Origin of the sequence: Avibacterium volantium, assembly GCF_900635775.1 — a bacterium.
Taxonomy (GTDB): Bacteria; Pseudomonadota; Gammaproteobacteria; order Enterobacterales; family Pasteurellaceae; genus Avibacterium; species Avibacterium volantium.
Map to the genome: position 1 here is coordinate 2,206,575 of NZ_LR134167.1, position 23,902 is coordinate 2,230,476.

Annotated in this window: 24 protein-coding genes; 5 read left to right on the forward strand and 19 right to left on the reverse strand. The window is 43.2% G+C overall.

Features of this window, described 5'->3' with window-relative positions; translation table 11 throughout:
• The first annotated feature begins 125 nt into the window (after positions 1-125).
• On the forward strand, positions 126-2,147 hold the full coding sequence (gene ligA, locus ELZ61_RS10525; protein WP_126373696.1) for an NAD-dependent DNA ligase LigA: 2,022 nt from the start codon (positions 126-128) through the stop codon (positions 2,145-2,147).
• A gap of 74 nt (positions 2,148-2,221) precedes the next feature.
• Here the strand turns inward: ligA and hslU are convergent, their stop codons facing one another.
• The 3 genes from hslU to ubiA all read right to left on the reverse strand — a co-directional run bounded on the left by hslU (position 2,222) and on the right by ubiA (position 5,156).
• Entirely contained in the window at positions 2,222-3,553 is a 1,332-nt protein-coding gene (hslU, locus tag ELZ61_RS10530; protein ID WP_126373483.1) for an HslU--HslV peptidase ATPase subunit, read from the reverse strand.
• Positions 3,554-3,600: 47 nt separating this feature from the next.
• On the reverse strand, positions 3,601-4,125 hold the full coding sequence (gene hslV / locus ELZ61_RS10535) for an ATP-dependent protease subunit HslV (RefSeq protein ID WP_017805350.1): 525 nt from the start codon (positions 4,123-4,125) through the stop codon (positions 3,601-3,603).
• A 164-nt stretch (positions 4,126-4,289) separates the two neighbouring features.
• Complete coding sequence (ubiA, locus tag ELZ61_RS10540; RefSeq protein WP_126373485.1) at positions 4,290-5,156, reverse strand: 4-hydroxybenzoate octaprenyltransferase; 867 nt, start codon at positions 5,154-5,156, stop codon at positions 4,290-4,292.
• A 127-nt stretch (positions 5,157-5,283) separates the two neighbouring features.
• Here ubiA and glpE point away from each other — a divergent pair, with 127 nt between their 5' ends.
• Positions 5,284-5,619: a thiosulfate sulfurtransferase GlpE gene (gene glpE / locus ELZ61_RS10545; RefSeq protein WP_126373486.1), complete on the forward strand. Its 336-nt coding sequence runs from the start codon at positions 5,284-5,286 to the stop codon at positions 5,617-5,619.
• Between the two features lie 119 nt (positions 5,620-5,738).
• On the opposite strand, the gene brnQ is transcribed toward glpE, so the two are convergent.
• Both brnQ and ELZ61_RS10555 read right to left on the reverse strand, forming a co-directional pair.
• A complete protein-coding gene (gene brnQ / locus ELZ61_RS10550) occupies positions 5,739-7,070 on the reverse strand; it encodes a branched-chain amino acid transport system II carrier protein (RefSeq protein WP_126373488.1) in 1,332 nt (443 codons plus the stop codon).
• A 12-nt stretch (positions 7,071-7,082) separates the two neighbouring features.
• Positions 7,083-9,401: a Tex family protein gene (locus ELZ61_RS10555; RefSeq protein ID WP_126373490.1), complete on the reverse strand. Its 2,319-nt coding sequence runs from the start codon at positions 9,399-9,401 to the stop codon at positions 7,083-7,085.
• Positions 9,402-9,568: 167 nt separating this feature from the next.
• Here ELZ61_RS10555 and ELZ61_RS10560 point away from each other — a divergent pair, with 167 nt between their 5' ends.
• From ELZ61_RS10560 to greB, 3 genes are read left to right on the forward strand one after another with little or no spacing between them, the layout of a single operon-like run.
• Complete coding sequence (locus ELZ61_RS10560; RefSeq protein ID WP_103854784.1) at positions 9,569-9,829, forward strand: type II toxin-antitoxin system Phd/YefM family antitoxin; 261 nt, start codon at positions 9,569-9,571, stop codon at positions 9,827-9,829.
• Between the two features lie 8 nt (positions 9,830-9,837).
• Positions 9,838-10,257, forward strand: a complete 420-nt coding sequence (locus ELZ61_RS10565) for a type II toxin-antitoxin system VapC family toxin (protein ID WP_126373492.1) — start codon at positions 9,838-9,840, stop codon at positions 10,255-10,257.
• Between the two features lie 33 nt (positions 10,258-10,290).
• A complete protein-coding gene (gene greB, locus ELZ61_RS10570; protein WP_126373494.1) occupies positions 10,291-10,767 on the forward strand; it encodes a transcription elongation factor GreB in 477 nt (158 codons plus the stop codon).
• A 2-nt stretch (positions 10,768-10,769) separates the two neighbouring features.
• Here greB and agaF read toward each other — a convergent pair whose 3' ends face one another.
• From agaF to rpmH, 14 genes are all read right to left on the reverse strand, one after another.
• On the reverse strand, positions 10,770-11,204 hold the full coding sequence (agaF, locus tag ELZ61_RS10575; RefSeq protein WP_126373496.1) for a PTS galactosamine/N-acetylgalactosamine transporter subunit IIA: 435 nt from the start codon (positions 11,202-11,204) through the stop codon (positions 10,770-10,772).
• Positions 11,205-11,275: 71 nt separating this feature from the next.
• Entirely contained in the window at positions 11,276-12,118 is an 843-nt protein-coding gene (agaE, locus tag ELZ61_RS10580; protein ID WP_103854787.1) for a PTS N-acetylgalactosamine transporter subunit IID, read from the reverse strand.
• Positions 12,108-12,884: a PTS N-acetylgalactosamine transporter subunit IIC gene (agaW, locus tag ELZ61_RS10585; RefSeq protein ID WP_103853840.1), complete on the reverse strand. Its 777-nt coding sequence runs from the start codon at positions 12,882-12,884 to the stop codon at positions 12,108-12,110. Before agaW ends, agaE begins: the two co-directional genes overlap by 11 nt.
• 18 nt (positions 12,885-12,902) lie before the next feature.
• A complete protein-coding gene (gene agaV, locus ELZ61_RS10590; RefSeq protein ID WP_103854788.1) occupies positions 12,903-13,376 on the reverse strand; it encodes a PTS N-acetylgalactosamine transporter subunit IIB in 474 nt (157 codons plus the stop codon).
• A 209-nt stretch (positions 13,377-13,585) separates the two neighbouring features.
• Entirely contained in the window at positions 13,586-14,530 is a 945-nt protein-coding gene (ispH, locus tag ELZ61_RS10595; RefSeq protein ID WP_126373498.1) for a 4-hydroxy-3-methylbut-2-enyl diphosphate reductase, read from the reverse strand.
• Positions 14,527-15,024 carry a signal peptidase II gene (lspA, locus tag ELZ61_RS10600; RefSeq protein ID WP_126373500.1) on the reverse strand — a complete coding sequence of 166 codons (498 nt, stop codon included), beginning with the start codon at positions 15,022-15,024 and terminating at the stop codon, positions 14,527-14,529. The genes ispH and lspA overlap by 4 nt, the downstream gene beginning before the upstream one ends.
• A gap of 148 nt (positions 15,025-15,172) precedes the next feature.
• Positions 15,173-17,992, reverse strand: coding sequence for an isoleucine--tRNA ligase (gene ileS / locus ELZ61_RS10605; RefSeq protein ID WP_126373503.1), 2,820 nt, complete (start codon positions 17,990-17,992; stop codon positions 15,173-15,175).
• A gap of 184 nt (positions 17,993-18,176) precedes the next feature.
• Positions 18,177-19,124 (reverse strand): bifunctional riboflavin kinase/FAD synthetase, encoded by a 948-nt coding sequence (ribF, locus tag ELZ61_RS10610; RefSeq protein ID WP_126373505.1) that lies wholly within the window; start codon positions 19,122-19,124, stop codon positions 18,177-18,179.
• 184 nt (positions 19,125-19,308) lie between these two features.
• Positions 19,309-20,667: a tRNA uridine-5-carboxymethylaminomethyl(34) synthesis GTPase MnmE gene (gene mnmE, locus ELZ61_RS10615; protein ID WP_126373507.1), complete on the reverse strand. Its 1,359-nt coding sequence runs from the start codon at positions 20,665-20,667 to the stop codon at positions 19,309-19,311.
• 88 nt (positions 20,668-20,755) lie between these two features.
• Positions 20,756-21,097 (reverse strand): avidin-fold protein, encoded by a 342-nt coding sequence (locus ELZ61_RS10620; RefSeq protein ID WP_126373698.1) that lies wholly within the window; start codon positions 21,095-21,097, stop codon positions 20,756-20,758.
• Positions 21,098-21,202: 105 nt separating this feature from the next.
• A complete protein-coding gene (gene yidC, locus ELZ61_RS10625; RefSeq protein ID WP_103853846.1) occupies positions 21,203-22,816 on the reverse strand; it encodes a membrane protein insertase YidC in 1,614 nt (537 codons plus the stop codon).
• The gene (gene yidD / locus ELZ61_RS10630; RefSeq protein WP_103853847.1) at positions 22,816-23,076 is read right to left on the reverse strand and encodes a membrane protein insertion efficiency factor YidD; all 261 of its coding nucleotides are present in this window, start codon (positions 23,074-23,076) and stop codon (positions 22,816-22,818) included. The genes yidC and yidD overlap by 1 nt, the downstream gene beginning before the upstream one ends.
• Positions 23,040-23,399, reverse strand: a complete 360-nt coding sequence (rnpA, locus tag ELZ61_RS10635) for a ribonuclease P protein component (RefSeq protein ID WP_126373509.1) — start codon at positions 23,397-23,399, stop codon at positions 23,040-23,042. The genes yidD and rnpA overlap by 37 nt, the downstream gene beginning before the upstream one ends.
• Before the next feature lie 14 nt (positions 23,400-23,413).
• Positions 23,414-23,548: a 50S ribosomal protein L34 gene (gene rpmH / locus ELZ61_RS10640; protein ID WP_005539760.1), complete on the reverse strand. Its 135-nt coding sequence runs from the start codon at positions 23,546-23,548 to the stop codon at positions 23,414-23,416.
• Between the last annotated feature and the right edge of the window lie 354 nt (positions 23,549-23,902).

Below are 23,902 nucleotides of genomic sequence, written 5' to 3' on the forward strand. Positions count from 1 at the left end.
ACAGAAAAAAGCACCGCACTTTCTTTTATCGCAACTGGCGGGCCACTGTGTCCGCCTTAATTATTTGCTCAATATCTAATATTCAGTAAAACAAAAGTGCGGTGATTTTTTAGAAGGAATTAATGATGACAGAACAAACCTTTGCCCAGCAAATTGAACAATTACGCCAGACCTTGCGTTACCACGAATATCAGTATCACGTTTTAGACGAGCCAAAAATTCCCGATGCAGAGTATGACCGCCTATTCCACCAGTTAAAAGCCTTGGAGCAGGCTCACCCTGAATTTGCCGACAGCCACTCGCCTACCCAGCGTGTGGGGGCAAAACCCCTTGCCGGCTTTGCGCAGGTAACCCACGAAATTCCAATGCTTTCCTTGGATAATGCCTTTTCTGATGAAGAATTTAATGCTTTCGTGAAACGTATCCAAGATCGCTTAGGCGTGTTGCCTGAGCCATTAACTTTCTGTTGTGAGCCTAAATTAGACGGTTTAGCGGTGAGTATTTTGTATGAAAATGGCGTGCTAACCCAAGCGGCAACCCGTGGTGATGGCACAACAGGCGAGGACATCACTGCCAATATTCGCACCATTCGCAATATTCCATTACAGCTTTTAACCGACAATCCTCCAGCACGTTTAGAGGTGCGCGGAGAAGTATTTATGCCACAAGCTGGCTTTGAAAAGCTCAATGAAATGGCGCTCGCCAAAGGGGAAAAAACCTTTGCCAACCCACGCAATGCGGCGGCGGGATCATTGCGTCAGCTTGATCCCAAAATCACTCGCCAACGCCCATTAATGCTCAATGCTTATGGTATCGGTGTGGCAGAAGGCGTGCTGTTACCCGATACCCATTTTGCCCGCTTGCAATGGCTGAAATCCATCGGTATTCCGGTTAATAAAGAAATTGAGCTATGTAATGGCGTGGAAAATGTGCTGAAATTCTACCGCACTATGGCAGAAAAACGTCCGCATTTAGGTTATGACATTGACGGCACGGTGCTGAAAATTAACGACATTGCCTTGCAAGAACAACTTGGTTTTATTTCCAAAGCGCCACGTTGGGCGATCGCCTATAAATTCCCTGCGCAAGAAGAACTCACCGTGCTAAACGATGTGGAATTTCAGGTGGGCAGAACAGGCGCAATTACGCCAGTGGCAAAACTTGAACCCGTGTTTGTGGCAGGCGTAACCGTAAGCAACGCCACCTTGCATAACGGCGATGAAATCGAACGTTTGAATATTGCCATTGGCGACACCGTGATTATCCGCCGCGCAGGGGACGTTATCCCACAAATTATTGGCGTAGTGGCAGATCGCCGCCCTGCCAATGCAAAACCGATTATTTTCCCGACGCATTGTCCTGTGTGTGGCTCGGTGATTGTGCGTATTGAGGGCGAGGCCGTTGCGCGTTGTACCGGTGGCTTGTTCTGCGAAGCACAGCGCAAAGAAGCGCTCAAACATTTTGTTTCGCGTAAAGCGATGGATATTGACGGCGTGGGCGCAAAACTTATTGAGCAACTGGTGGATCGTGAACTCATTCACACCCCTGCGGATCTGTTTAAATTAGACGAAGTCACTCTAATGAGATTAGAGCGAATGGGGCCGAAATCCACCGAAAATGCGTTAAATAGCTTAGAAAAAGCGAAAAAAACTACCCTTGCGCGTTTTATCTTTGCGCTTGGCATTCGCGATGTGGGCGAAGCCACGGCGCTCAATTTAGCCAATCATTTTAAAAATTTAGATGCGGTGAAAAATGCGACTATTGAGCAACTACAAGAAGTACCTGATGTGGGCGAAGTGGTGGCAAATCGCATTTTCGTATTTTGGCGTGAACCGCATAATGTGGACGTGGTAAACGATCTGATCAGCCAAGGTGTACATTGGGACGATGTGCAAGTGCAAGAAGTGGGTGAAAATCCGCTGAAAGGCAAAACCGTGGTTCTCACTGGTACACTCACCCAAATGGCACGCAACGATGCCAAAGCCTTATTGCAACAGCTCGGCAGTAAAGTTACTGGCAGCGTTTCCGCCAAAACCGATTATTTAATCGCAGGCGATAACGCAGGCTCAAAACTCAACAAAGCCCTTGAATTAGGCGTGAAAATTTTAACCGAAGAAGAATTTCTGGCTATCGCTAATTCAATTTAATTATGCTGCAAATAAAAGAGCGGTGAAAAATCTTGAAATTTTCCACCGCTCTTTTTATTTATAACATCAATGTATTACAGAATAAAACGACTTAAATCTTCGTTTTCTACCACTTCACCTAGGGCATCTGCAACGTAAGCGCCGTCAATGGTAACTTGTTCACCGTTCATATCACTGGCATTGAAGGAAATTTTATCCATTAAACGCTCCATTACCGTATGCAAACGGCGCGCGCCAATGTTTTCAGTTTTCTCATTGACACGGAAAGCGGCTTCGGCGATTTTCTTAATCGCATCTTGAGTAAAGGTAATATTCACGCCCTCCGTTGCCATTAAGGCTTTGTATTGTTCCGTTAAAGAGGCATTCGGCTCTGTGAGAATACGCTCAAAATCCCCAGCAGTTAATGCGGAAAGCTCCACACGAATTGGCAAACGCCCTTGTAATTCAGGGATTAAATCAGACGGGCGAGCCACTTGGAATGCACCTGAGGCAATAAATAAAATATGATCGGTTTTCACCATTCCGTGTTTAGTGCTCACCGTTGAACCTTCCACTAATGGCAATAAATCACGCTGTACGCCCTCGCGTGAAACATCAGCACCACTGTATTCGCCTTTTTTACAGATTTTGTCAATCTCATCAATAAAGACAATGCCGTTTTGTTCTACTGCATCAATGGCTTTTTGTTTAAGTTCTTCAGGATTAATTAATTTCGCTGCTTCATCATCAACTAAGGCTTTGAACGCATCTTTAATTTTCATTTTGCGGGTTTTGGTTTTGCCGCTCGAAAGATTTTGGAACATTGACTGCAACTGGCTCGTCATTTCTTCCATTCCCGGCGGTGCCATAATTTCCACGCCCATTGATGGTGCAGCAACATCAATATCAATTTCGCGATCATCAAGCTGTCCTTCACGCAATTTTTTGCGGAACACTTGACGAGTGCTGCTATTGGTATCGTGATTTTCCACTTCACCCCATTGATTTTTCGCTGGTGGCAATAAGGCATCTAAAATGCGATCTTCCGCGGCTTCTTCTGCACGGAAACGATTTTTTTCGATTTCTGTTTGACGCACGAGTTTCATCGCACTGTCGGTGAGATCACGGATAATGGAATCCACTTCTTTCCCTACATAGCCCACTTCGGTAAATTTGGTGGCTTCCACTTTGATGAAAGGCGCATTGGCTAATTTCGCTAAACGGCGTGCAATTTCTGTTTTACCCACCCCTGTCGGCCCGATCATTAAGATATTTTTAGGGGTAACTTCGTGGCGTAATGGCTCTTGTAATTGCATTCTACGCCAGCGATTACGCAACGCAATCGCCACCGCTCTTTTGGCATCGGCTTGTCCGATAATATGTTGATCTAATTCAGAAACAATTTCACGAGGTGTCATTTCAGACATAATGTAATCCTTTTGTGTAATCTATTTAACGCATTAAAGATAGAGAGTTAAGGCAATTCTTCAATGGTGAAATTTGTGTTGGTATAAACGCAAATATCCCCTGCAATTTTGAGCGATTTTTCTACAATTTCACGGGCTGAAAGATCGGTATTTTGTACTAACGCACGTGCCGCAGACATTGCATAGTTGCCACCCGAACCAATGGCCAAAATTTGATCTTCTTCAGGCTGTACCACATCACCAATTCCGGTAATGATCAGACTTTCTTTCTCATCTGCCACAATCAACATCGCTTCAAGTTTACGCAATGCGCGGTCGGTACGCCAATCTTTAGCTAATTCCACCGCACTTTTAAGCAAATGCCCTTGGTGCATTTCCAGCTTACGTTCAAATAATTCAAACAGAGTGAACGCATCTGCGGTGCCACCAGCAAAACCTGCCAACACTTTGTTGTTATATAAGCGGCGCACCTTGCGCGCGTTACCTTTCATTACTGTGTTGCCAAGGGAAACCTGACCGTCTCCGCCCACAACTACCTTGCCATTACGGCGTACACTTACGATCGTTGTCATAGAAGTTCCTTTTATTTTGGATAAAAATTTATCAGAGATATGGGGATAAAAAAGACAATTTCAAGTAGAAATAAACAGATTATTTTTTGATAACCAAATTGCGCTAATCATTTAGAGTAGAAGCAGCGGAAAAATTGCCTTTTATGGCTTAATTTTACTCCAAATTAGGCAAAAAAGATGCCAGCAAGAAAAGCGATAAACACGCCCATTCCCACATAATTATTATTTAAAAAGGCTTTGAAGCAGTCTTCACGGCGGCGATGGCGAGTGAGTTTACATTGATAAACGAAAAGCAATGCCGTAAGCGCAAGTAAAATAAAATAACTATAATGCAAATGGGATTGGTAGCCGATGAGAACGAGCAATCCTAAGGCAATAAATTGCAATAAGGCGATGATTTTATTGTCATATTGCGCAAACAAAATGGCGGTGGATTTCACCCCGATGCGCAAATCATCATCACGATCCACCATCGCATATTGCGTATCATAAGCCACCGTCCAGGCTAAATTCGCCACAAACAGCAGCCAACATTCTAAGGGCAGTTGTTCAACTAACGCCCCATAAGCCATTGGGATAGACCAACCAAAGGCTGCGCCTAAGAAAAATTGCGGAAGGTGGGTATAGCGTTTCATAAAGGGATAAATAAAGGCCAACAGCACCGCAATAAAAGACAAGCCAATGGCGTAATAATTCAGAAATAGCACCAAAATAAAGGCGCAGAATATCAGCCCTGCAAAAAGTAATTTAGCTTCCTTTTCGCTGACTTTTCCCGTTGCTAAAGGACGCTGTGAAGTGCGTTTCACTTTGCCGTCAATATGACGATCCGCATAATCATTAATCACGCAACCTGCTGCACGCATAATGATTACGCCGAGTACAAATACTATTAGCACCGAAATAGGCGGAAAATTTTTCTCTGCCAAAAACAATGCCCAAAGCGTTGGCCACAATAACAATAATGTGCCAATGGGTTTGTCAAAACGCATTAATTGCGCGTAAGCAGTGAGTTTTTCCGAAAGTTGAGGCATAGTCCTAAATCAGCTAAATCAAAAGTGCGGTTATTTTACTTGAAAAAATCGCAAAGGTCTTGAACAAATTGATCTATGTCAATAAGATAGCGCATTATTTCACGCATAAATAAAAATAAGGAAAAAAATGACCGCACTTAGAGAAATCACGCCACAGCAGGCTTGGCAAATGATGAACGAAGAAAATGCCACACTGGTGGACATTCGCGATTTCCCCCGCTTTACTCATAGCCACCCAAAGGGCGCGTTTCACTTGACCAACCAAAGCTATGGCGAATTTCAGCAAAAAGTGGATTATGATGATCCCATTATCGTCAGTTGCTACCACGGCATCAGCAGCCGCAATGTTGGCGCATTTCTTATCGAGCAAGGCTACGATAATGTGTATAGTATGCAAGGCGGTTTTATGGGCTGGGAACAAGCAGACTTACCGCTCGAAGGCGAAGCGGTGAAAGAGAGCTAGACAAAAAGTGCGGGTGAAAATTCACCCGCTTTTTTATGGCTAAAAATACGGAAAAAAGCACCGCACTTTAAAATAAAAAAGGATTGAACATCATGCTCAATCCTTTTCTTTGGAATAAATTATTTTACTTTGCTTTCTTGAATAATCGATAAAATCCCTTGTCGTTTACGCCAGTGCAGTAAATAGCCTGCCACCAAGCCCATCAAGGCGAAAGGCAACCATTCGATAGAATAAGGCTTAAGCGGAAGCTGTTCGAGAAAATCCATTTTGCCTGAACCCAACACGGATAAAATCGACACCAAGGTTACCAAACCAATGGCTAAACGGTGAGCCAAGATCGGCATTGGCAAAAATAAATTAATTAACAGCAACAAAATGACCGTAATGGTAATGGGATATAAAATCATCAACACTGGCAAAGAAAGCCCGATCACTTCTTTTAGCCCTAAATTGGCGATCACAAAGCTGATCAAACAAAATAGGATCGCATAAGTGCGGTAAGAAAATCGCGGAAATTGCTGATGAAAATAACTGCTAATCGAAGCACACAGCCCCACCGCCGTAGTTAAACAAGCCAGCGACACAATGATATTCAGCACCAATCGCCCTAGCTCGCCAAAGGCCATTGCGGTAACGTGGTTTAAAATATAAGTGCCAAGATCCTGTTTATTTTGATGTAACTGCGCCAGCACATCAGGGGAAATGATCAAATGATTGCCCACCCACCCAAGGGAAATATAAATAAATGCCAAGGCAACCCCTGCGATCATTGCGGCAAAAATGGTTTGTTTTTGTAACGAAACCGCTTTTACTGCGCTGGATTTAATCGCCCCTAGCACCATTGTAGAAAAGGCGATGGAAGCCAATGCGTCCATCGTTAAATAGCCATTAATCGCCCCATTGAAGAAATAAGTTTGGCTTGCCGCTGGCATTGGCAAAGGCGTTTTTCCCACCAACATTAGCCCTGCTTTGACCACCAACGCAATAATCGCCAGCAATAGCACAGGGGTGAGAATAGAGCCTATACGCTCTACCATTTTGGAGGGATTTAGGCTCAGCCATAAAGTAAGTGCGAAATAACCCAACGTGAACAACAGTTGGGAAAGGCTATCTGCTTCTTTAAGAAAAGGGATCATCACCATTTCATAAGACATCGCGCCTGTTCTTGGGCCAGCAAAAAAAGGCCCGACCGCAAGGGAAATCGACACCAAAAATAGTACAGAAAACCACGGGTGAATTTGGCGTAACGCGGCCATATAACCACCGCGGTAAAACGCGCCAACAATAATGCCAAGCAGCGGCAAGCCCACGCCAGTTAGCACAAAGCCTGAGATAGACGGCAAAAATTCCGTGCCTGTTTCAAAGCCTAATTTAGGCGGAAAAATCAAATTTCCCGCCCCAAAAAAAATGGCAAACAGCATAAAGCCAATAATAAAGGTATTTTTTGTCATTCAACTTTTCCTTTATTTTTTCCAATTTTTCAACGCATCGGCAAAGGCATTGCCCATTACGCTGTTATTTTGTGGCTTACGCGCTGCTTGTTCGTTACGCTGATTTTTCGCCGTCAAAGTGCGGTGATTTTTTTCGCCATTTTGTGATTTATCCACAGGCTGTTCGTCTAAACGCATTGTCAGCGCGATACGCTTACGCGCCACGTCCACTTCCAACACTTTGACTTTCACAATATCCCCTGTTTTCACCACATCGTGCGGATCTTCCACAAATTTATTGGAAAGGGAAGAAATATGCACCAACCCATCCTGATGAACGCCAATATCCACAAACGCGCCAAAGTTGGTTACGTTGGTTACCGTTCCCTCAAGGATCATTCCTGCTTTCAAATCACTGATTTCTTCCACGCCATCCATAAAGGTGGCAGTTTTAAATTCACCACGCGGATCGCGCCCCGGTTTTTCTAGCTCTTTGAAAATATCTTGCACCGTTGGCAAACCAAATTGCTCATCAATAAATTGTTTTGGATCGAGCTGACGAATGGCGCTGGCGTTACCCATTAAATCTTGGATAGATTGCTGCGTGGCTTGCAAGATTTTTTCCACCACTGGATAGGTTTCAGGGTGAACGCCTGACGCATCAAGGGGATTTTGCCCCGCAGAAATGCGCATAAAGCCCGCACATTGTTCAAAGGCTTTTGGCCCTAAACGGGACACTTTTTTCAGCTCTTCACGGTTTTCAAAACGGCCATTTTCATCGCGAAATTGCACGATATTTTGCGCGAGCGTTTTGGTCATTCCTGCCACACGAGCCAATAATGGCACGGAGGCGGTGTTTAAATCCACGCCCACGGCGTTTACACAATCTTCCACCACCGCATCTAATTTGCGCGCTAATTGAGTTTGGTTCACATCGTGCTGATACTGCCCCACACCAATGGCTTTTGGCTCAATTTTCACTAATTCCGCGAGCGGATCTTGCAAACGGCGCGCAATGGACACCGCACCACGCAAAGATACATCAAGCTGTGGAAATTCTTGTGCGGCTAATTCGGAAGCAGAATAAACAGACGCGCCCGCTTCGCTCACCACCACGGTTTGTGGTTTTTGCCCTGAGATTTGCTTTAATACGTCTTTGGCAAAGCGTTCCGTTTCTCTTGATGCCGTGCCATTTCCAATAGCGATCAGTTCCACATTATGGCGTTCGATTAATTGATAAAGGCTCGCCATTGCTGCAGCTGCTTGTCCTGTATGTGGATAAATCGTATCCGTAGCCAATAATTTTCCTGTATTATCCACAACGGCAACTTTCACACCTGTACGCAACCCCGGATCTAACCCCATTGTGGTTTTAGCGCCTGCTGGGGCTGCCATTAAAAGTGCGGTAAGATTTCGCGCAAAAACATTGATGGCTTCTTCTTCCGCTTTTTCACGCAGCTGGCTCATTAATTCCGTTTCCAAATGAAGCGAAATCTTAATTCGCCACGTCCAGCTAATCACCTGCTCACGCCATTTATCCGCGGGCTGTTGATTGAAATGCACGCCCAAATGTTGGCGAATAATTTCTTCACAATAACTCTGACGCGCCCCTTCTTCCTGTTCTGGATTGGCATTTAAGCTCAACTGCAAAATGCCCTCATTACGTCCACGGAACATTGCTAAAGCACGGTGCGAAGGCACATTATGCCAAAGCTCTTGGTGATCAAAATAATCTTGGAATTTTTCCCCTTCCTGCTCTTTACCGTCTAAAACTTTAGAAATTAACACCGCACTTTGTTGTAAGTACTGACGCACTTTCGCCAATAATTGCGCATCTTCCGCGAAGCGTTCCATTAAAATATAACGCGCGCCGTCTAACACCGCTTTGCTATCGGCAAAGCCTTTTTCTGCATCAATATAAGCGTTTGCTGCACTTTCAGGATCTTGGTTTGGATCATTCCAAAGGCTTTCCGCCAACGGCTCAAGCCCTGCTTCAATGGCGATTTGCCCTTTAGTACGGCGTTTCGGTTTGTACGGCAAATACAAATCTTCCAGCTCAGTTTTGCTTTGGGTTTGTTGGATTTGGTCGCGTAATTTCTCCGTCAATTTGCCTTGTTCTTCGATGGATTTCAAAATGGTTTGACGGCGATCTTCTAACTCGCGCAAATAAATCAAGCGGGTTTCAAAATGGCGTAATTGGGTGTCATCTAAGCCGCCCGTTACTTCTTTACGATAACGCGCAATAAAAGGAATGGTGTTGCCTTCGTCCAATAATTGAATGGCAGCTAAAATCTGCTGCGGACGCACCGCAAGCTCTGCGGCAATAATTTGGGAAATTTGTTGATTTAGCATTGGCTCTTATTTTGATTAGTAAAACAATTAGTAAAAATTGCCATAGGATACTGGTTTTGCGGGCTTTGCTCAAATGTTTCTTTGCCACAAATTTAACCTACAATTTTTTCTTGTTATTTTTTTTCTTTTGCACTACATTGTAGAAACATCACTACAAGGAGTTCAAAATGACGATTATGACCAGCCGAGAATTTAATCAACACCTCAATCAGGCACAAAAAGCGGCACAAATCGCACCTGTTATTGTAACTAATCGAGGTGAACCAACTTATGTGTTAATGAGCTATACCGATTATCAGAAAACGTTACGATCTCTTTCACCTCGTAATGCGTTAGAGGCATTAATGCCACAAGATGAAGCTGATATTGAATTAGAAATTCCCCCTCGTTCAACAAAGCAACGTGCTCCCATTGAACTTGATGATTAGAGGACAAAATGTATTTTATTGATACTAATGTATTAAGTGAAATTCGTAAAATTAAAAGCGGGAAAGCAAACCAAGGAGTCATTCGTTGGTTATCTGAAATTAATGAACAGCAAATTTATACGAATATTGTCGTAATGATGGAATTAGAACGTGGCATTTTAGCTAAAGAACGTAAAGATCCTTGGCAAGGAAAAATACTCCGTCAATGGTTTGAAAACACCATAAAAATAGGCTTTGCAAATCGTATTCTTCATCTTGATGCTAAAACAGCACAGATCTGTGCAACATTACATATTCCCGATCACTGCCCCGAAAATGATGCTTGGATTGCTGCTAGTGCTATTCAATATGGTCTTACTCTTGTTACAAGAAACACCGCTGATTTCTCACGTATAGGGATAAAATTATTCAATCCGTTTGATGAATAGTTTTTATAAATTCAAAAGTAAAGGTATAGCACAATGTCAAAATCAAATTACATTACGCGTAGTGGCTGGAATACGCTGGATCAAGAATTGAAATTTTTATGGAAGGAAGAGCGACCTAAGGTTACGCAAGCGGTATCTGATGCGGCGGCATTAGGGGATCGCAGTGAAAATGCGGAATATATTTATGGTAAACGCCGTTTGCGTGAAATTGATCGCCGTGTCCGCTTTTTGACAAAACGTTTAGAAGTGTTGCAGATTGTGGATTATCACCCTAGACAGGAAGGGAAAATCTTTTTTGGTGCTTGGGTAAGCCTTGAAAATGAAAATGGCGAGGAAAATCAATACCGTATCGTGGGCTGTGATGAGTTTGATCCCGCTAAAAATTGGATCTCCATTGACAGCCCTGTGGCGCGCGCCTTAATTGGGAAAGAAGTAGATGATGAAGTGAAAGTCCATACACCATCTGGCTTAGTGACGTTATTTGTGAATAAAATTTGGTACGAGAAATAGTCTCAAATACCATCATCTTCTGCGCGCGCCGTTCTTTTTGCTTTTTGTTGTGCAGAAAGTGTGGTGATTCCTTGATTAGCGCTGGTTAGAGCTTGTGTGACTAACTCGACAAACTCAAGCTCATCTTTCGCCATTATGGTTTCAATCAGCATTTGTAAATTCGTGCCAACAATCACCTCTGCGCACTCAAACTGTTGTGCAATCATCGCACATTGGCGAAATGGCGTGCCACCTAAAATATCACAACAAAAAAGCACCGCACTTTCCTGTTCCGCATTGAGATATTGTTCGATATTTTGGCGTAATTGTTCTGGCGTGATTTTCTTATCATCAAAATCAAAAAAGGCCACCTTTGGATATTGTCCAATAATTTGCTCCAACGCACTTTGTAGCCCTGTGGCAAAATGTCCGTGTCCGCTCACGATCAAGGTTGTCATCTTTTTCTCCTTATTGATCCAAAATAGATAAAAAATGCCGAGCAAACACTCGGCATTTATTACAATAATATTTATAGGATACCCGCAAAACGTCCGCCGATACCAATCACTACGGTGAGAATGATTAAGCGTAACGGCGACCAGTTGCGTTTCACTAAATAGTACATCAATAAGGTGTACACCAGTGGTAAAAAGGCTGGCATTAGCTTGTCTAACACATCAGCTTGCACTTTCACTACGGCATCACCTGCGGTGATTTCTGCGGTGGTTTGGAAACGAATGTAAGTGGCAACTAATGCGCCAATCACGGTCATACCGATCATTGATGCGGCGTGTGACACTTTTTTCGTGTTAGCCTTAATGGTTGGAATAGCCGCTACCCCCATTTTGTAAGCATAATGGGCTAGACCAAAACGTAAACCAAAATGCACGATATTGAATACTACAAAGAAGAAAATCGCCCCAAGGATCGAACCTTGTAATGCCAAACTTGCGCCAATACCGCCACAAATTGGCAATAAGGTGAACCAGAATAAGGCATCACCAATGCCGCCTAATGGCGCACCCACGGCGATTTTTGTACTTTGAATGGCGTTCACTTCCTGTTTAGAACGTTCCATTGCCAGCACAATGCCCATTACGAATGTAACAAGGAATGGGTGGGTATTGAAGAAGCCCAAATGCCCTTTCATTGCCTTGCTTAAATCCGCTTTGTTGGTGTGAATTTTTCTCAATGCGGGGCTAATTCCATATAACCAACCTGCCGCTTGCATACGCTCATAGTTAAAAGAAGCTTGTAGTAATAAAGAACGCCACGCCATCGTATTAATATCAGATTTAGTGAGTTCTGTACCCATTGTTTGATCTTCGTACACATTGTCATTTTGTACGCTTTGACGTGCTTTAGATTCCATCTTGAAACTCCTCTTTTTGCGTTGCTTTTGTTTCAGTATTGCCTTTACGCATATAATCAATCAATGCCATTGCAACTGCCGCTGCAGCAATTGCTAACACTGGCAGATTAAGCCAAGCAGCACCCACAAAACCTAGGATAAAATAAGGGATATAGGCATTTTTCATCATAATTTTCATTAATACCGCAAACCCGATAGCTGGCATAATGCCCCCTGCCACGCCTAAACCATCAATCACTTCTTTTGGCAACATTGCAATGATTTTACCGGCATATTCCGCACCAAAGTAAGTTGGCAAGAACGCACAGAAGAAATAGAACGTACCCAGCACTAACAAACCAAGATAGTTCACATAATCAATGCCTTTGAGATTGGCTTCTTCTGCCATTTGATCACAACGGGACATTACCGCTGACATTACGGAGAATAAGAAGGTGATCCCCATTTGCACTGCAATGGCAAACGGCACAGCAACCCCAACGGCCACTTTTGGATCGGTTTTGGTGGTGATGGCAAATGCCGTTCCCACGATCGTACCGATAATCACATTTGGTGGTTGCGCGCCTGCTAATGGTGCAAGCCCCATCCAGACTAATTCAAGGGTACCGCCAACTAAAATCCCTGTTTGTAAATCCCCTAAAATCGCTCCCACAATAGGCCCTAATACAACTGGTCTATGAAAATGCGTTAAACCATTATAGAGGTCAAGACCTGCAAAGAATGCAAGTACACCCAATAAGAGTGCCTGTAAAAGTCCAATTTCCATAGTTTCCTCGCTTCTTTCTTACAATAATTTAAACAAATCTATTGCATCTTCGGTTGGCACACCTTGAATAAAGCACTGCACACCAAGCTGGCGTAGCTGTTCAAATGCCGCTCTGTCTTTATCATTTACGGATACGGTTTTATGGATCTGTGTTTTGCCCTCCTCATAATGCATATTGCCTACGTTAATTTTGTCAATTGGCACGCCACCTTGCACTAAGGTTAAAAAATCACTCGGCGTTTTGCACACAAGTAAAATTTTTTGTCGATCCGCGGCGCGGTGTATATTGTCTATCACCTTTTGCAACGGCCAAAAGCGCACATCAATGCCTTCTGCTAACACCATTTCCATTAGGTTTTGTTGCATTGGATCTTCAGCCACCTCATCATTGGCAACCAGCACTAAATTCGCCCCAGCAAAGCCAACCCATTGCACGCCCACTTGACCGTGGATCAAACGTTCATCAATTCGATTTAACACAATATTTGGCATAACACTCTCCTTGCTAACCTGTTTTATGTATTTTCTTTTTACGCCTAAAAAATCAGGAAAGCAAAGAGTAAAATAAAGAAGTGTGACAGAGATCTAAAAATATTTTTTGGAGTGTAATTTACAAATTACGGAGAAAAGTCATATAGCACAATTTGCTAGAAAATTAGGCGATAAAAAAGCCACTTAAAGAAAGTGGCTTGATGAGGTAATTACTGAACCGCTTTAATCCGTAACTCTTTCGGTACTTCAAACACGGTGTTTTCTTCGCAGCCTTGTAGCTCTTCCACTTGGGTTACGCCTAATTCTCTTAAGCGATTAACCACCGATTGCACTAATACTTCAGGGGCGGAAGCGCCTGCGGTAATACCGATGGTGGAAACGTCTTTGAGCCACGCGATGTCAATATCATTGGCATCATCAATCAGCTTAGCGGTTACGCCCATTCTGGTGGCTAGTTCTGCTAAGCGGTTGGAATTGGAAGAGTTTTTTGAACCAACAACAATCACCAAATCAGCAATCTTGGCTAATTCTCTCACTGCTTGTTGGCGGTTGGTGGTGGCATAGCAAATATCGTTTTTGCGTGGGCCTTGAATAGCGGGATATTTTTCTTTTAACGCAGCAATCACTTCACTGGTATCATCAATGGAAAGGGTGGTTTGCGTCATAAAGGTAATATCATCTTCTTTCGTCAGCGCAAGTTTGGCGATGTCTTCCACATCTTCCACTAAATAAATACCGCCTTGTGCATTATCATATTGCCCCATTGTGCCTTCTACTTCAGGGTGGCCTTCGTGTCCAATCAGCACCGCTTTTGTGCCTTTGCGGCTAGCGCGTGCGACTTGCATATGCACTTTGGTTACTAACGGACAAGTGGCATCAAACACTTTCAGCTCGCGTCTTTTGGCTTCTTGGCGAACGGCTTGAGAAACACCGTGGGCGGAAAAAATCACGATCGCGCCGTCTGGCACTTCATCTAATTCTTCCACAAACACCGCACCACGTTCACGCAATCCATTCACCACAAAACGGTTATGCACCACTTCGTGGCGGACATAAATCGGCGCGCCGTGAATTTCTAAGGCTAATTCGACAATGCTAATGGCACGATCTACCCCTGCACAAAAGCCACGCGGGTTGGCTAAGATAATTTTCACTGGGCTTTCTCCGTTTTTTTCTCGTTATTTTTAATGGCATCAATGGCAAGTAACGCGGCACCAATACAAATAGCAATGTCCGCCACGTTAAAGACAGGATAATGCCATTGTTGCCAGTAGAAATCGAAAAAATCCACCACAAAACCGTGATAGGCGCGATCAGCCATATTCGCCAGCGCTCCACCAATAATTAGAGCATAGGCGGTGTTTTGTAACCGCTGGCTCGCTTTATTTTTGGCTAAGAAAATCACGAGCATTACGGAAATTCCAATGGCAAGTAGAATAAAAAAGCTTTTCTGCCAGCCTGAATGATCCGCAAGAAAACTAAATGCTGCGCCATAATTTCGCACATAGGTGAGATTAAAAATAGGCAAAATTTGGATACTTTCGTACAGCTCAAAATGGTTTACCACTAAATATTTGGTAAACAAATCTAAGCAAAATGCCACCGCACTTAGCCAGAGAAATGATAAACCTGATTTAGATTTTGACATCTATTTGTTCCAAAATGTAGGTTGTTTCCAAATGTAAGGACACACAGGCAGCCCTACAAATTCAATTACGCCAAACAAAAAATTCGTGAAAAAAGCACCGCACTTTGTGATTTCGTTAAATCAAAGTGCGGTGGAATTTTTTCACATTTTATGCAAAGCGTCTTACTTCACCTTTGCCGTCCACGTTTTCAACACAGCGTGAACATAGGGTTGGGTGTGCTGGATTTGTGCCGATGGTGTCAGAATAATGCCAGCAACGCGGACATTTTTCATTGGCGGAACGAATCACTTTCACTTTAAAGCCTTCTACTTCGCCTGCTTCCACATCTGCTTCAGCTAATGGTTTCACTTGCGCTTTTGAGGTGATCAGCACAAAGCGTAATTCATTTTCCAGCTGCGATAAAATCTTCGCGTATTCATCGTTCGCATAAAGGGTCACCTCTGCTTCCAATGCGGCGCCAATGGTTTTATCTGCACGAGCTTGCTCTAACACACGGTTTACTTCATCACGCAGTTTCAACACTTGTTGCCAGTAAGCATCATTCATTGTTTCTTCTGCGCTTAATGGAAATAAGCCGTCATAAAACTCTTCGGTAAACACAAATTCTGCGCGTTCACCAGGGATATATTGCCAAATTTCATCAGCGGTGAAAGATAAAATCGGCGCAATCCAACGCACCAAGGCTTCGGCAATATGCCATAAGGCTGTTTGGCAGCTACGGCGCGCAAGGCTGTCTGCTTTGGTGGTGTATTGGCGGTCTTTGATAATATCTAAATAGAACGATCCCATTTCGATTGAACAGAATTTCATTAAACGCTGAACAACGGCGTGGAATTGATAATTATCGTAAGCTTCTTGGATCTCTTTTTGTGCATTCAAAGCACAGTCCACCGCCCAGCGATCGAGTACGATCATTTCTTCTGGTTTAACTAAATCGCGTTTTGGTTCAAAACCATTTAGGTTCGCCAAAAGGAAACGCGCCGTGTTACGAATGCGGCGATAGCTATCGGCTGCACGTTTTAAGATTTCATCTGAAACAGACATCTCGCCGGTGTAATCCGTTGAAGCTACCCATAAACGTAAAATATCGCCACCGAATTTATCCATCACTTCTTGTGGGGTCACAATATTTCCGATGGATTTTGACATTTTGCGCCCTTTGCCATCTACGGTAAAGCCGTGAGTTAGCACTTGCTTATAAGGCGCTTGGTTATCCGTTGCTGTGGAAAGCATTAGCGATGACATAAACCAACCACGGTGCTGATCCGAACCTTCAAGATACATATCCGCACTTAAGCCGTTAAACTCTGGACGCGCTTTCACCACAGAGAAATAAGTCGATCCTGAATCGAACCACACATCAAGGGTATCTGGCACTTTTCGATAATTTTCTGCATCATCACCAAGCAGATCTTTTGGATCAAGATCCCACCAGGCTTGAATACCAGATTGTTCCACCAATTGAGCCACTTGCTCGATAAGCTCAAGGGTGCGTGGGTGTAATTCTTCAGTGGTTTTGTGGATAAATAACGCCATTGGCACGCCCCAAGTACGCTGACGAGAGATACACCAATCTGGACGATTTTCCACCATTGCTTCAATGCGCGCTTGACCCCAATCTGGAATCCAACGCACTTTTTTGATTTCGCTTAAGGCTTGCGGACGTAAGCCATTTGTTTCCATTCCAATAAACCATTGTGGTGTGGCACGGAAAATAATTGGCGTTTTGTGTCGCCAGCAATGAGGGTAACTATGGCGAATTTTTTCTAATTTCAATAAGTTACCTGTTTCTTTCAGTTTTTCGATCACTAAATCATTGCTTTCAAACACGCCTTTGCCAGCAAAGAATGGCGTTTCTGCTTTGAATACACCTGCATCATTAATTAATGCCGCCATTTCTAAGCCATATTTTAAGCCTACCAAATAGTCGTCTTGACCGTGATCTGGCGCGGTGTGAACTAAACCCGTACCGCCATCAGTGGTAACGTGATCACCTAAAATTACTGGTACGCTGTAATCATAGAATGGGTGGTTAAAGCGAAGAAGTTCTAAATCAGCCCCTTTTGCTTCCCCTAGCACTTTCACGTTCTCTTCGCCTAAGGCTTTTTGTACGCTTTCCACCAAATCTTTTGCTAAGATCAAACGCTTATCACCAAATTGTAATAATTGGTAAACAAGATCCGCATTCACTGCGATCGCGCGGTTTGATGGCAATGTCCAAGGGGTGGTTGTCCAGATCACCGCTGCCACTTCACCGCTGCCTGCTTCGCTTAAATTAAATTTATTTAGCACCGCACTTTCATCGGTGGCTGGGAATTTCACATAGATAGACGGTGAAGTTTTATCTTCGTATTCCACCTCGGCTTCTGCTAAAGAAGATGCACAATCTAAACACCAATGCACCGGTTTATAGCCTTTGTAAAGATGGCCGTTTTCGACCACTTTAGCCAAAGTGCGAATAATGTTCGCCTCGGTGTCGTAATTCATTGTTAAATAAGGATTATCCCAATCCCCTAACACTCCTAGGCGGATAAAATCTTTCTTTTGCCCTTCCACTTGCTCGCGTGCATAGTGACGACATTCTTCGCGGAATTGTGCCGCAGAAATTTTGTCCCCTGGTTTTCCCACCAAGCCTTCTACTTTCAATTCAATCGGCAAACCGTGGCAATCCCACCCTGGGATATAAGGGCTGTCAAAACCTGCCGCGGTTTTGGATTTCACAATAATGTCTTTCAGAATTTTATTTACAGCGTGTCCGATATGAATTGAACCGTTGGCATAAGGAGGGCCATCGTGCAAAATAAAGGATTTTTTCCCTTGTGCAGATTGTCTGATTTTTTCGTAAAGTTTTTTCTCATACCAATTTTTAAGCATTACTGGCTCGCGTTTCGCCAGATCGCCACGCATTGGAAACCCTGTCGCAGGCAGGTTAAGCGTGTTTTTGTAATCTACATTTTCATTCGACATTTGTTTTTTCCACGTTGTATAAAAATAAAATCTTGCATTGAATGCACAATGATTCCCGCATTATACGCATAAATAACCTAATGTTAAAGAATGGGGGCTGGGAATTGTTATTCAATCCTGAATTATCAACTGTCCCTAAAGTGCGGTGATTTTTTCGCAAATTTTTTACCGCACTTTAAGCCATTTATCTGGTTCTTTTTGCGTGGCTAAAATAATTCTTCGCCACGTCCACATCTTTTGCAATTTGTGCTTTAAGATCGTCAAAAGACGGAAATTTGACTTCATCACGAATTTTATGACACAGCACCACCTGAAGAGCCTGCCCGTAAATATCGCCTTTAAAATCAAAGAGATGAACTTCTAATAGTTGTTTTACACCATTGATAGTCGGGCGGCGACCAATATTTGCTACGCCCTCATATTCCGTGCCATCAGCCAATTTGGCTCGCACGGCATACACACCTTTCACAGGGTTCACTTGGCGTTGCAGACGAATATTTGCCGTTGGAAAACCGATGGTTCGCCCTAATTTATTGCCTTGCACCACGCGCCCATAAATGCAATAAGGCTTACCTAAAAGCTGTTCGGCAAGGGCTAAATTATCATCAGCTAAGGCTTGACGGATCGCTGTGCTGCTAATGCGTTGTTCATTTAAACGAAAACTACAATTATCTTCCACCGCAAAACCGTATTTCTGCCCCGCTTGTTGTAACAGCGCAAAATCCCCGGTACGCCCTGCACCAAAGCGGAAATCATCGCCAATGCTTAAAAATTTCACGTTGAGTTTCTGCACCAAGCATTGTTCAATAAATTGTTGCGCGGAAAGCTGAGCAAAAGTGCGGTCAAATTTGATGCGAATAACATAATCCACACCCAAATCCGCCAACGCACTTAATTTATCGCGCAGCCTCATTAAGCGCGGCGGTGCGTTGTCGCCCATAAAATATTCGCTCGGCTGGGGTTCAAAAAGCATCACAACCATCGGCAAAGAAAGCGCACTTGCTTTTTCACGCAAATGACGCAACACCGCTTGATGACCTAAATGCACGCCATCAAAATTCCCAATGGTTAAGGCACAGCCTTGTTGCTGAAAAATAGCGGGCAGTTGTTTTAACCCTTGAATTAATTGCATTAATCTATTCCGTTACGACCTTTTTTAATCATCACACCATACGCACCGTATGGCGTTTGTTTATCTCAGCCACGCGGTGGCTAGTAAGAATAAATGCGAGCTTGTCGCGTTAATGTTTATTTTGTAATGACAATCTCACATAAAAAATCAATAAAATGACACCGCACTTTTATTTTCTACTGATTTATTTCCCAATGCAAAACGAGCTGAAAATATTTCCAAGTAAATCATCAGAGGTAAATTGTCCAGTAATTTCGCTCAGGTGATTTTGCACCATTCGCAATTCTTCGGCGAGCAGTTCACCTGCGTAAAATTCGGTGAGCTGAATGAGTCCTGCTTGTAAGTGGATATCCGCTTGTTCTAAAGCTTCCAAATGGCGGCGGCGGGCTAAAAATCCCCCTTCGGCACTGGTGTTATAACCCATTGCTTGCTTCAAATGTTCACGCAGTAAGTCCACGCCCACTTGGGTTTTCGCTGAAAGGCTGATGGTGGTTTGCCCATTTTGTTCGCGGAGAGTTTCTGCCTCGCCACTCAAATCCGCTTTATTACGCACAATGGTTAAAGGGATATTATTCGGCAATTTTGCCAAAAATTCTGACCGCACTTGCGCGAGATTTTCTTCGCTATCGGTGCTGTCTAACATCAGAATAATGCGATCTGCTTGCTCAATTTCGTCCCACGCACGGCGAATCCCAATACGCTCTACTTCATCGATAGCATCACGCAAACCTGCCGTATCAATAATATGCAACGGCATTCCGTCAATGTGGATATGCTCACGCAACACATCTCGAGTTGTGCCTGCAATGTCAGTAACAATCGCCGCTTCGCGTCCTGCGAGAGCATTGAGTAGGCTAGATTTTCCTGCATTTGGTCGCCCTGCGATCACCACTTTCATTCCTTCACGCAAAATCGCCCCTTGCTTGGCTTCCGCTCGCACGGCAGCAAGTTGAGCAATAATCTCACGCAATTTGGCTTCAATTTTTCCGTCCGCCAAGAAATCAATTTCTTCATCAGGGAAATCAATCGCCGCTTCCACATAGGTGCGTAGATAAATCACATCATCAACAAGCTGATTGATTTTATTAGAAAATTCCCCTTGTAAGGATTTCAATGCTGAACGCGCCGCTTGTTCAGAGGTCGCATCAATAAGATCGGCAATGGCTTCCGCTTGAGCGAGATCCAATTTATCATTCAAAAACGCCTGTTCAGAAAATTCTCCTGGGCGAGCCAAACGCACGCCTTTGACTTGCAAAATGCGTTTGAGTAAGAGATCTAAAATAATCTGTCCGCCGTGGCCTTGTAGCTCTAATACATCTTCACCAGTGAAAGAATTTGGGGCTTTGAAAAATAGCGCGATCCCTTGGTCTAACACTGTGCCATCGCTATCTTTAAACGGTAAATAATTCGCTACACGCGGCTTCAGACTTTTGCCTAGCACCGCTTCTGCTACTTGTTGGGCAAGCGGCCCTGATACCCGTAAAATACCGACACCGCCACGTCCAATCGGGGTGGCTTGGGCGACTATGGTTTCTTTTGACATAATTTTTCCTAGAAAAAAGACCGCACTTTTAGAAACGCTCAAATATTATCTCGAGCAATAAACGGTGCGGTGGATGACCTTTATTTCATTAAATTTCTTCAACAACTGATGAACCAGTTTCCTGCTCACCGTCCAGCCATTGCCATTGTTCATTCAAGCGTAATTTGCCTGAAGGCAAGGTTTCAATTCTGCTCAAACATTTACCTAGGCGATTTTCACCTTGCTGATTAAGATGTTGATAAGTAAAGCTAATTTCATCATCAGAAATAAATTTTCCAATCAGAAAACCTTTTTTAATTTCACCGCCTGCGTACTCAGCCCAAATCATCGTGCCTTGTTGAAAATAATGAAAACGCGTTTGGTTACTCACTTCCCCGCTTTCGCTATTTACAACGGCGGCGAAGATTTTTTGGTTAAGGTTGTATGTCATCATCGCTCCTTGAGGGTAGGTTATGGCGAGTTTGCTCCGCGGTAGGTATAGCCAAAAAGCATAAAATAAAAGGTATCCTGAGATACCTTTTATTCTTTTATCTCGTTATTTTTTACGAGAGTGTAACCCTTTTTTCTCTAACCCACGATAAATCCATTGTTGTTGAGCAATGGTGATAAGGTTGGAAACTAGCCAGTAAAGCACCAAACCTGCTGGGAAGAATAGGAAGAATACCATAAAGATCAACGGCATAAATGTCATAATTTTTTGTTGCATTGGATCAGCAACAGGTGTTGGCGACATTTTTTGTAATAAGAACATTGATCCGCCCATTAAAATTGGCAAGATGAAATACGGATCTTGTGCCGATAAATCTTGAATCCAACCGAAGAATGGCGCGTGGCGTAGTTCAACGGCTTCCATAAATGTCCAGTATAAGGCGATGAAAATTGGCATTTGTAAAAGAATTGGTAAACAGCCACCCAGTGGGTTCACTTTTTCTTCTTTATACAATTTCATCATTTCTTGGCTCATACGCTGACGATCTTCACCATAACGCTCACGCATTTCTTGGATTTTCGGTTGCAGCATACGCATTTTCGCCATTGAGGTGTATTGTGCTTTCGTTAATGGGTAAAGCAAGCCTTTCACCACAAGGGTTACACCAATAATCGCAAGACCCCAGTTTTTCACTAAATCGTGAATGTGGGTAAGTAGCCAGAATAGCGGTTTCGCAATAAACCACGCCCAGCCGTAATCCACGGTGAGATCTAGGTGGTTCGCTACTTCTGCCATTTGATTTTGTAATTTCGGCCCTGTCCATAATTTGCTGGTGATGGTTTCTGTTGCGCCTGCTGGAATATCCACCACTGGCCCACGATAACCAATTGCCCCTAAATTACGTGCTTTGTCTGTAGAAGTATATAAAAGATGTGTACTGTCTTGATTTGGAATCCACGCAGACACGAAATAATGCTGCAATACTGCTACCCAACCTGCTTTTGTTTGGATAGAAAGATCTTTTTCTTCCATATCTTGGAAGCTGTATTTTTTATAATTCGTTTCAGAAGAAGAATACGCGCCACCAGTATAAGTTGGCATTGCCATACTGCCTGAGCTTTCTACCAAAGTATGGGTTAATTTTGCATAAGGCTCAACTTCAATGGCTTGACCACTTTGGTTTGCAATTTCAAAGTTCACTGCAACATCATATTCACCGCGTTTTAAAACGAAAATTTTGCGGTATGTTACGCCATCTTTTTCAAATACTAATGGTACAACAAGCTCATTCTGTCCATCAGCCAGTTTGAAAGTATCCCCTTCTACTTGGTAATTTGCACGGCCTGCTTTGGTGTCAATCCCGTTTTTGCCAACTAAACCACTTTGCGCAATATAAATATGCTCTGGTGTATCGTTCAATAAAACAAATGGTGTATGGGAATCTAATTCTGCATCATATTTTAATAATTCAGAACGCACTACGTCCCCACCTAATGTATTCACTTTTAAACGGAATACATCATTTTCTAAGGTAATCACTTTACCTTGAGCAAGGTTAGCAAGGTCTGAATTTGCGGTTAATTCGCCTTGAGAATTAGAAGTTTGTGCTTGTTCAGTGGCAACAGGCTTTGGTGAATGGTAATCCACTTGCCATTGCTGATAAACAAGAAAAGAAATAAAGAGTAGTGCTAGCACTAACAGGCTACGTCTTGAATCCATTATTTGTTCTCTTTGTTGTTATTGATCTTCGGCGGAACAGGATCGTATCCACCAGCGTGTAAAGGATGACATTTTAATATACGTTTTAACGTAAGCCAACCACCTTTTAACGCACCGTGCGTTTTTAATGCTTCAATGCCGTAGCAAGAACAAGTTGGCGTGAATCGGCAACGTGGGCCAATTAAAGGACTAATAACAAGCTGATAAAAGCGAATAAGTGCAATTAAGACTTTCGAGCCAAGCGAATGTGGCGCTGCCATAATTTATCCAATGAATTGAATATTTGCTGATTGTCTAAACGCCCAATCCCTTGTTTTACCACAATAACAAAATCATAATGCGGCAATTGATGTTGCAACAAACGGAAACGTTCACGGCACAAACGCTTAATGCGATTACGATCGTGGGCGCGTTTTAAATGCTTTTTTGCTACCGCTAAACCTAAACGTGGAACAGATTCCTGATTAGGACGGGCTAGAATGGTAATTTCGGGGGAACTCGCGCGTTGCGGATCTTGGAAAACGTATTTGAATTGAGCGGGAGTTAGCAGACGTAACTCCCTAGAAAAGCTTAGCTTAATCACAGCGAAAGGCTGGATTATGCAGATAAACTTTTACGACCTTTAGCACGACGACGAGCTAAAACTTGACGGCCGTTTTTAGTTGCCATACGAGCACGGAAACCGTGAGTACGGCTACGTTTTAATACAGATGGTTGAAATGTACGTTTCATAACTATAATCTACCTAAATCAACATTGTTTAACCATTGCCTTTGACATTTAGATAGCCAAAAACGAATTGAAACAAGGGTTACTAAAATAAGGAACGGAATTGTAATCACAAATGAGCCGTTCGTCAAATAAGAATAAGAAAAATCGCAACATAATCTGCATTTTTCTTATTTGAAAGCATAAAAGCGGGGTGAATTATACTTTTTTTGGCAGAAATCTCAAGCAGCCTTTTTCGATTTTTTTGATCCTTTTATAAAGATCTTTTCTCAACTTTATTGTAAAATTAGCCGAATTCTCACCGCACTTTTTTGCGGACGATTCAAACGTTTAACTAATAAACTAGACATAATAACA